This is a genomic window from Pseudomonas sp. P5_A2_2, from assembly GCF_054177685.1.
Window position 1 is genome coordinate 1 of the sequence record NZ_JBGCUL010000104.1, and the last position, 9,943, is coordinate 9,943.

A 9,943-nucleotide genomic window follows, 5' to 3' on the forward strand; every position below is an offset into this window, starting at 1 on the left:
GCGCTAGACCTTGCAGGAGTGAGCCTGCTCGCGATGAGGCCCTGAAGCACACCACAAAACGCCCCGACATCTCACGATGCCGGGGCGTTTTGCTGCCTACGATTCAACTAGCGCCACTCCAGGCCGACAAACTGGCACTATCATCAACTCAAGTTGGCGGAGATAACGGATATGTCCCTACGCACCCTGCTCACCACCCTGCTGCTCGGCTGCAGTTTTTCGGTGATGGCAGCCACAGAAATCGTCTCCCTCCAGTACCACACCAGCGCGGACCTGCTACCGGTGGCGCAGGACTTCATCGGCAAGGAAGGCCAGGTCAGCGCCTACGGCAATCAACTCATCGTCAACGCCGATCAGCGCAAGATCGACGAACTTAAAGCCCTCCTTTCGCAACTCGACACTGCACCCAAGCGCCTGTTGATTACCGTCGACACCAGCGACAACAACTTCCAGGGCGACCAGGGTTACTCGRTGAACGGTGCCAAGCCCGGCCAGACCCGCATCATCAACTACAGCACCGACAGTCGCGACGGCGGCATTCAGCAAGTGCAGGCCAGCGAAGGCGCACCGGCACTGATCCAGGTCGGCCAGAGCGTGCCGATCACCAGCAGCCAAAGCGATTCCTATGGCGGTTACAGCAGCCAGACCGAGTATCGCAACGTCACCCAGGGTTTCTACGTCACGGCAAACGTCACCGGCGACATCGTTCACCTGTCGATCAGTACCAACCGTGACCGCATGAGCCAGGAACGTCCCGATGTAGTGAACGTACAAAGCACCGACACAACCGTCACCGGTCACCTCGGTGAGTGGATCCTGCTGGYCGGGGTCAATGGCCAGACCCAGGCCGACAAACAGGGCCAGACCCACAGCTACTCGACCCAGAGCCGCAACGACATGACACTGCGGGTGAAAGTCGACACCTTGGACTAAAGCACCAAAAACTGACTGACGAGTCGTATTAGACCAAAGATGTAGTGCCATAAAAAAAGCACTACAAAACGTTTGACGAGCCAAAAAAGCGAAGGCATGATGGCCTCGCTCCCGCTAATCAGAGGCCCTGGCAAGGGCCTTCGAGGCGATGTTCGCAACCTACCCCCGCGAACCGCTTCGTGTCTGTACCGCCCACAAGGTGTGTTTGACGAGGTTGTCGACTGGAACGAAGTTGTCCCGAGGGACGGAAGCGTAATAGGTAACCCGGCACCACACTGTTGTTCGCACCAAGGCCCACGACGCCCGAATGCGCCCGCAGTTCGCCTTTACCTGCTCACTTCCCCTCGAGCCGATCGTTCATCCCGTCGCCCTCCCCGCCGAATCCGACTTGACCGCTTAAGCTTCTGGTCAGCGAGCGCAGGAATTTTCCACCGCAGAACAACTTTTCATAAAGACGCGACGAGGTTTATCTCCCATGGCACTGACACGCGAACAGCAAATTGCAGCCCTCGAAAAAGACTGGGCTGAAAACCCGCGCTGGAAAGGCGTGACACGCACTTACTCCGCTGCTGACGTCGTCCGCCTGCGTGGCTCGGTTCAACCTGAGCACACCTTTGCAAAAATGGGCGCCGAGAAGCTGTGGAACCTGGTGACCCAGGGTGCCAAGCCGGCCTTCCGTCCTGAGAAAGATTTCGTCAACTGCATGGGCGCCCTGACCGGCGGCCAGGCTGTACAACAAGTCAAAGCCGGCATCCAGGCGATCTACCTGTCGGGCTGGCAAGTGGCTGCGGACAACAACTCCGCCGAATCGATGTACCCGGACCAGTCGCTGTACCCGGTGGACTCGGTTCCAACCGTGGTCAAGCGCATCAACAACTCGTTCCGTCGTGCCGACCAGATCCAGTGGAAAGCCGGCAAGAACCCGGGCGACGCTGGCTACATCGACTACTTCGMGCCAATCGTGGCTGACGCTGAAGCCGGTTTCGGCGGCGTACTGAACGCTTACGAGCTGATGAAGAGCATGATCGAAGCAGGCGCCGCCGGCGTTCACTTCGAAGACCAGCTGGCTTCCGTGAAGAAATGCGGCCACATGGGCGGCAAGGTACTGGTTCCTACCCAGGAAGCCGTACAGAAGCTGACCGCTGCTCGCCTGGCTGCTGACGTTGCCGGCACTCCGACCATCATCCTGGCCCGTACCGACGCCAACGCCGCCGACCTGCTGACGTCCGACTGCGACCCGTACGACCAGCCATTCGTGACTGGCGAACGTACCCAGGAAGGTTTCTACAAGGTTCGCGCCGGTCTCGACCAGGCCATCGCTCGCGGCCTGGCCTACGCTCCGTACGCCGACCTGATCTGGTGCGAAACCGCCAAGCCGGACCTGGACGAGGCTCGTCGCTTCGCTGAAGCGATCAAGAAGGAATACCCGGACCAACTGCTGTCCTACAACTGCTCGCCTTCCTTCAACTGGAAGAAAAACCTGGACGACGCGACCATCGCCAAGTTCCAGCGCGAACTGTCCGCCATGGGCTACAAGCACCAGTTCATCACCCTGGCTGGCATTCACAACATGTGGCACAGCATGTTCAACCTGGCGCACGACTACGCCCGCAACGACATGACTGCCTACGTGAAACTGCAAGAGCAGGAATTCGCTGACGCCGCCAAGGGTTACACCTTCGTGGCTCACCAGCAGGAAGTGGGCACCGGCTACTTCGACGACATGACCACCGTGATCCAGGGTGGCTCGTCCTCGGTAACCGCGCTGACCGGTTCGACCGAAGAAGAACAGTTCCACTGATCTGCTTCGACTGAGACATCAGCCGCTGCGGACCGAATAGAAAGCTAACCGCAGCGCTGCACATCTGACGCCCCGACTGGTTCGGGGCGTTTTTTTGCCTGCGATTTAATCAGCACCGCCAAACCCTGTGGGAGCGAGCTTGTTCGCGATAGCGATCCTTCGGGCAAAGATGCTGTGTCTGACACACCGCCATCGCGAGCAAGCTCGCTCCCACATGGGAAAGCGGCGACCGGAAAAACATTGATCCAGAGCGGTACGACTGTCAGAAAGATCCGCTAAAACGCTCACTGGCGCTACTTGCTGTAACGCTCATATAAGACAACTTCCCGAGTATCCGACGGACAAGCAGTTTAAAAACCAAGTCAAACAATATTGATTATCATTTAGCGTGAACAATGTTCGTTACATTCCCTACAAAACATRATTGACGAAATGCCGGCTAATGCCCGAGCCGCAAGGCCTGTGGGGGGGTTTAGGCTCGCTATGTCCTTATTCCTATAATAAATTTCGCCATAGGAATTTTACTTGCCGGGTGTTTAGCCATAAAATCAGCTGGATTGATTGCTGCGACATATCGTCACTGCTTTTGTTTCTTTTCAAGCTCAGAGACCTTTGCTCTCTGTTAAGGATTACCAGCATGCCCGAAGCGACAGGACTCATGGCCCACAACTGGGGCTTTGCCATTTTCCTTCTAGGCGTTGTCGGCCTCTGCGCCTTCATGCTCGGTGTTTCCAGCCTCCTCGGGTCAAAAGCCTGGGGCCGCAGCAAAAACGAACCGTTCGAGTCCGGCATGCTACCTACAGGTGGCGCCCGCTTGCGGCTCTCAGCCAAATTCTATCTGGTCGCGATGCTCTTCGTGATCTTCGATATCGAAGCCCTCTTTCTCTTTGCCTGGTCTGTGTCCGTCCGCGAAAGCGGCTGGACCGGATTCGTCGAAGCTCTCGTTTTCATAGCAATTCTGTTGGCAGGCCTTGTCTACCTATTCCGAGTGGGCGCCCTTGACTGGGCTCCGGAAGCTCGGCGCAAGCGGCAAGCGAAGCTGAAACAATGAGGCTTTGGCAATGCAATACAATCTCACCAGGATCGACCCCGATGCTCCTAACGAGCAGTATCCGATTGGCCAGCGGGAAACCGTTTCCGATCCGTTAGAAGATCAAGTCCACAAAAACATTTTCATGGGCAAGCTCGAAGACGTGCTTAACGGCACGATCAACTGGGGGCGCAAGAACTCCCTGTGGCCGTATAACTTCGGTCTTTCGTGCTGCTACGTGGAAATGACCACCGCCTTCACGGCGCCCCACGACATCGCGCGCTTTGGCGCCGAAGTTATCCGGGCATCGCCGCGCCAGGCGGATTTCATGGTTATCGCCGGTACTTGCTTCATCAAGATGGCGCCGATCATTCAGCGTCTCTACGAGCAAATGCTCGAGCCTAAATGGGTCATCTCCATGGGTTCGTGCGCCAACTCCGGTGGCATGTACGACATCTACTCCGTCGTTCAAGGGGTGGACAAGTTCCTGCCCGTGGACGTCTACGTGCCTGGCTGCCCGCCCCGCCCTGAAGCTTTCCTGCAAGGCTTGATGCTGTTGCAGGAGTCGATTGGCCAGGAGCGTCGTCCACTTTCCTGGGTCGTTGGTGATCAAGGCGTCTATCGCGCCGAGATGCCTTCCGAAAAGGAAAAACGCCGCGAACAGCGTATTCAGGTAACCAACCTGCGCAGCCCCGACGAAGTCTGATCCAGATCTGCCTCTTTCCATGGAACGAGAACCTGGCTTCATTCTTTACGTTGACCGAAAGCGATAAAATAACCATGACTACAGGCAGTGCTCTGTACATCCCGCCTTACAAGGCAGACGACCAGGATGTGGTCGTCGAACTGAACAACCGTTTTGGCCCGGAGGCGTTCACCGCCCAGGCTACCCGCACCGGCATGCCGGTGCTTTGGGTTGCCCGCGCCAAACTCGTCGAAGTCCTGACTTTCCTGCGTAACCTGCCCAAGCCGTACGTCATGCTTTATGACCTGCACGGCGTGGACGAGCGTCTGCGTACCAAGCGTCAAGGGTTGCCGAACGGCGTCGACTTCTCCGTGTTCTATCACCTGATGTCGATCGAACGTAATAGTGACGTGATGATCAAGGTCGCCTTGTCCGAGAACGACCTCAACCTGCCTTCCATCACCAGCATCTGGCCGAACGCCAACTGGTACGAGCGTGAAGTCTGGGACATGTACGGCATCCACTTCACCGGCCACCCTCACCTGTCGCGCATCATGATGCCGCCGACCTGGGAAGGTCACCCGCTGCGCAAGGACTTCCCGGCCCGTGCCACCGAGTTCGACCCGTTCACCCTGAACCTGGCCAAGCAGCAGCTCGAGGAAGAGTCCGCGCGCTTCAAGCCGGAAGACTGGGGCATGAAGCGTTCCGGTCCGAACGAGGACTACATGTTCCTCAACCTCGGCCCGAACCACCCGTCCGCGCACGGTGCGTTCCGCATCATCCTGCAGCTGGACGGTGAAGAGATCGTCGACTGCGTACCGGACGTCGGTTACCACCACCGTGGTGCCGAGAAGATGGCCGAGCGCCAGTCCTGGCACAGTTTCATTCCGTACACCGACCGTATCGACTACCTCGGCGGCGTGATGAACAACCTGCCATACGTGCTGTCGGTCGAGAAGCTGGCCGGCATCAAGGTGCCGGAGAAGGTCGACGTCATCCGTATCATGATGGCCGAGTTCTTCCGGATCACCAGCCACCTGCTGTTCCTGGGTACCTACATCCAGGACGTCGGCGCCATGACCCCGGTGTTCTTCACTTTCACCGACCGTCAGCGCGCGTACACGGTGATCGAAGCCATTACCGGTTTCCGCCTGCACCCGGCCTGGTACCGCATCGGTGGCGTCGCCCACGACCTGCCGCGCGGCTGGGAAAAACTGGTCAAGGATTTCGTCGAGTGGATGCCCAAGCGTCTGGACGAATACCAGAAAGCCGCACTGGACAACAGCATCCTGCGTGGCCGGACCATCGGCGTCGCCGACTACAACACCAAAGAAGCCCTGGAATGGGGTGTCACCGGTGCCGGCCTGCGTTCGACCGGTTGCGACTTCGACCTGCGTAAAGCGCGTCCGTACTCGGGCTACGAGAATTTCGAGTTCGAAGTGCCGTTGGCCGCCAATGGCGATGCCTACGACCGCTGCATCGTGCGTGTCGAGGAGATGCGCCAGAGCATCAGGATCATCGACCAGTGCCTGCGCAACATGCCGGAAGGCCCGTACAAGGCGGATCACCCGCTGACCACGCCGCCGCCGAAAGAGCGCACCCTGCAGCACATCGAAACCTTGATCACGCACTTCCTGCAGGTTTCGTGGGGCCCGGTCATGCCGGCCAACGAATCCTTCCAGATGATCGAAGCGACCAAGGGCATCAACAGTTATTACCTGACGAGCGATGGCGGCACCATGAGCTACCGCACCCGGATTCGTACCCCAAGCTTCCCGCACTTGCAGCAGATCCCTTCGGTGATCAAAGGCAGCATGGTCGCGGACTTGATTGCGTACCTGGGTAGTATCGATTTCGTTATGGCCGACGTGGACCGCTAAGCATGAATAGCACGCTTATCCAGACAGACCGTTTCACCTTGAGTGAAACCGAGCGCTCGGCCATCGAGCACGAGCTGCATCACTACGAAGACCCGCGCGCGGCGTCGATCGAAGCCCTGAAGATCGTTCAGAAGGAACGCGGCTGGGTGCCGGACGGCGCCCTGTACGCCATTGGCGAGATCCTCGGCATCCCGGCCAGCGACGTTGAAGGCGTGGCGACGTTCTATAGCCAGATCTTCCGTCAGCCAGTGGGCCGTCACATCATTCGCGTCTGCGACAGCATGGTCTGCTACATCGGCGGCCACGAGTCCGTGGTCAGCGAAATCCAGAGCAAGCTGGGCATCGGCCTGGGTCAGACCACCGCCGACGGTCGTTTCACCCTGCTGCCGGTCTGCTGCCTCGGCAACTGCGACAAGGCGCCGGCGTTGATGATCGACGACGACACTTTCGGTGATGTGCAGCCAGCAGGCGTTGCCAAATTGCTCGAGGGCTATGTATGACCCTGACTTCCTTCGGTCCTGCCAACCGCATCAAGCGTTCGGCCGAGACTCACCCGCTCACCTGGCGTTTGCGTGACGACGGCGAAGCCGTCTGGCTCGACGAGTACCAGGCCAAGAACGGTTACGCCGCTGCGCGCAAGGCCTTCGCCGACATGGGCCAGGACGACATCGTCCAGACCGTGAAAGATTCCGGCCTCAAGGGTCGCGGCGGTGCAGGCTTCCCCACTGGCGTTAAGTGGGGCCTGATGCCCAAGGACGAATCCATCAACATCCGCTACCTGCTGTGCAACGCGGATGAAATGGAGCCGAACACCTGGAAAGACCGCATGCTGATGGAGCAACTGCCCCATCTGCTGATCGAAGGCATGCTGATCAGTGCCCGCGCCCTGAAAACCTACCGTGGCTACATCTTCCTGCGTGGCGAATACACCACCGCCGCCAAGCACCTGAACCGTGCGGTGGAAGAAGCCAAGGCAGCTGGCCTGTTGGGCAAGAACATCCTGGGCAGCGGCTTCGACTTCGAGCTGTTCGTCCACACCGGCGCCGGGCGTTACATCTGCGGTGAAGAAACCGCACTGATCAACTCCCTCGAAGGCCGCCGCGCCAACCCGCGCTCCAAGCCGCCCTTCCCTGCCGCCGTTGGCGTGTGGGGCAAGCCGACCTGCGTGAACAACGTCGAGACCCTGTGCAACGTGCCGGCGATCATTGCCGACGGCGTGGACTGGTACAAATCGTTGGCCCGTGAAGGCAGCGAAGACATGGGCACCAAGCTCATGGGCTTCTCCGGCAAGGTCAAGAATCCGGGCCTGTGGGAACTGCCGTTCGGCGTCACCGCACGCGAGCTGTTCGAAGACTACGCCGGCGGCATGCGCGACGGTTACAAGCTCAAGTGCTGGCAGCCTGGCGGCGCCGGTACCGGCTTCCTGTTGCCGGAACACCTGGACGCACAAATGTACGCCGGCGGCATCGCCAAAGTCGGCACCCGCATGGGTACCGGCCTGGCCATGGCGGTGGACGACAGCGTCAACATGGTGTCCCTGCTGCGCAACATGGAGCAGTTCTTCGCTCGCGAATCCTGTGGCTTCTGCACCCCTTGCCGCGATGGCTTGCCATGGAGCGTCAAGCTGCTGATGGCCATCGAGAACGGCGAAGGCCAGCCAGGCGACATCGAGACCCTGCTGGGTCTGGTCGGTTTCCTCGGCCCGGGCAAGACCTTCTGTGCTCACGCACCGGGTGCCGTGGAGCCGTTGGGCAGCGCAATCAAATACTTCCGTCCAGAGTTCGAAGCCGGTATCGCGCCTGTCAGCGCCACCGTCCCGCCTCTGGCAAGGCCGATCCTGGTCGGCGCGTAAACGCTTAAAAAAGGCGAAGGGTCCGTGCCCTTCGCTTTTCGTGTGATGACGCCTTTAACGGCTGTGTTGATTCACGCGGATAACAAGATTCCATTAGCCACGCCCGCTGACACCGGGCCAACGAAGAACTTTGAACCATGGCCACTATCCACGTAGACGGCAAAGAGCTCGAAGTCGATGGGGCAGACAACCTGTTACAGGCATGTCTGTCGCTAGGCCTCGATATTCCGTATTTCTGCTGGCACCCTGCCCTTGGCAGCGTTGGCGCTTGCCGCCAGTGCGCGGTCAAGCAGTACACCGACGAAAACGACACCCGTGGTCGTATCGTCATGTCCTGCATGACCCCTGCCACCGATGGCACCTGGATCTCCATCGAAGATGAAGAGTCCAAGGCATTCCGCGCCAGTGTTGTTGAATGGCTGATGACCAACCACCCTCACGACTGCCCGGTCTGTGAGGAAGGCGGTCACTGCCACCTGCAAGACATGACGGTCATGACCGGCCACAACGAGCGCCGTTACCGCTTCACCAAGCGTACCCACCAGAACCAGCAACTGGGCCCGTTCATTTCCCACGAAATGAACCGCTGCATCGCTTGCTACCGCTGCGTGCGCTTCTATAAGGATTACGCTGGCGGCACCGACCTCGGCGTATTCGGCGCCCACGACAACGTGTACTTCGGTCGCGTTGAAGACGGCACCCTGGAAAGCGAGTTCTCCGGCAACCTCACCGAGGTCTGCCCGACCGGTGTGTTCACCGACAAGACTCACTCCGAGCGCTACAACCGCAAGTGGGACATGCAGTTCTCGCCGAGTATCTGCCATGGCTGCTCCAGCGGCTGCAACATCTCCCCGGGCGAGCGTTACGGCGAACTGCGTCGCATCGAAAACCGTTTCAACGGTTCGGTGAACCAGTACTTCCTGTGCGACCGTGGCCGTTTCGGCTATGGCTACGTCAACCGCGAAGACCGCCCGCGTCAGCCGCTGCTGGCCAACGGCGCCAAGCTGAGCCTCGACGAAGCGCTGGACAAAGCCGCTGACCTGCTGCGCGGTCGCAACATCGTCGGTATCGGTTCGCCACGCGCCAGCCTCGAAAGCAACTATGCGTTGCGCGAACTGGTGGGCGCCGAGCACTTCTACTCGGGCATCGAAGCTGCCGAGCTGGAGCGAATCCGCCTGGTCCTGCAAGTGCTGAAAGACAGCCCGCTGCCAGTACCGAACATGCGTGACATCGAAGACCACGACGCCGTGTTCGTCCTTGGTGAAGACCTGACCCAGACTGCTGCACGCATGGCCCTGTCCCTGCGTCAATCGGTCAAGGGCAAGGCCGAAGACATGGCCGACGCCATGCGCGTCCAGCCTTGGCTCGACGCCGCGGTGAAGAACATCGGTCAGCACGCGCTGAACCCGCTGTTCATCGCAAGCCTGGCTGAAACCAAGCTCGACGACATCGCCGAAGAATGTGTTCACGCCGCTCCAGACGACCTGGCYCGCATCGGTTTCGCCGTGGCTCACGCCCTCGACGCCAGCGCTCCAGCCGTTGAAGGCCTGGACGCTGAAGCCCTCGAACTGGCCAAGCGCATCGCCGACGCCCTGCTCGCAGCCAAGCGTCCACTGATCATCGCCGGTACTTCCCTGGGCTCCAAAGCCTTGATCGAAGCCGCCGCGAACATCGCCAAAGCTCTGAAGCTGCGCGAGAAGAACGGTTCCATCAGCCTGATCGTGCCAGAGGCCAACAGCCTCGGCCTGGCCATGCTCGGTGG

General features: G+C 59.6%; 8 protein-coding genes. All 8 read left to right on the top strand.

Annotated elements, in window-relative coordinates:
- The first annotated feature begins 171 nt into the window (after positions 1 to 171).
- Positions 172 to 933, top strand: coding sequence for a secretin N-terminal domain-containing protein (locus ACXRVY_RS10000; protein ID WP_458237328.1), 762 nt, complete (start codon positions 172 to 174; stop codon positions 931 to 933).
- A 475-nt stretch (positions 934 to 1,408) separates the two neighbouring features.
- Positions 1,409 to 2,734 carry an isocitrate lyase gene (aceA, locus tag ACXRVY_RS10005; RefSeq protein WP_458237329.1) on the top strand — a complete coding sequence of 442 codons (1,326 nt, stop codon included), beginning with the start codon at positions 1,409 to 1,411 and terminating at the stop codon, positions 2,732 to 2,734.
- Between the two features lie 637 nt (positions 2,735 to 3,371).
- On the top strand, positions 3,372 to 3,785 hold the full coding sequence (locus ACXRVY_RS10010) for an NADH-quinone oxidoreductase subunit A (RefSeq protein WP_003223812.1): 414 nt from the start codon (positions 3,372 to 3,374) through the stop codon (positions 3,783 to 3,785).
- Between the two features lie 10 nt (positions 3,786 to 3,795).
- Positions 3,796 to 4,470 (top strand): NuoB/complex I 20 kDa subunit family protein, encoded by a 675-nt coding sequence (locus ACXRVY_RS10015; RefSeq protein ID WP_007970441.1) that lies wholly within the window; start codon positions 3,796 to 3,798, stop codon positions 4,468 to 4,470.
- A gap of 74 nt (positions 4,471 to 4,544) precedes the next feature.
- Positions 4,545 to 6,329, top strand: a complete 1,785-nt coding sequence (nuoC, locus tag ACXRVY_RS10020) for an NADH-quinone oxidoreductase subunit C/D (RefSeq protein WP_223461557.1) — start codon at positions 4,545 to 4,547, stop codon at positions 6,327 to 6,329.
- Positions 6,330 to 6,331: 2 nt separating this feature from the next.
- Positions 6,332 to 6,829, top strand: a complete 498-nt coding sequence (gene nuoE / locus ACXRVY_RS10025; protein ID WP_008020715.1) for an NADH-quinone oxidoreductase subunit NuoE — start codon at positions 6,332 to 6,334, stop codon at positions 6,827 to 6,829.
- Positions 6,826 to 8,181, top strand: coding sequence for an NADH-quinone oxidoreductase subunit NuoF (gene nuoF, locus ACXRVY_RS10030; protein ID WP_223461555.1), 1,356 nt, complete (start codon positions 6,826 to 6,828; stop codon positions 8,179 to 8,181). Before nuoE ends, nuoF begins: the two co-directional genes overlap by 4 nt.
- 137 nt (positions 8,182 to 8,318) lie before the next feature.
- On the top strand, positions 8,319 to 9,943 hold a 1,625-nt coding region (gene nuoG, locus ACXRVY_RS10035), incomplete at its 3' end, for an NADH-quinone oxidoreductase subunit NuoG (protein WP_458237330.1).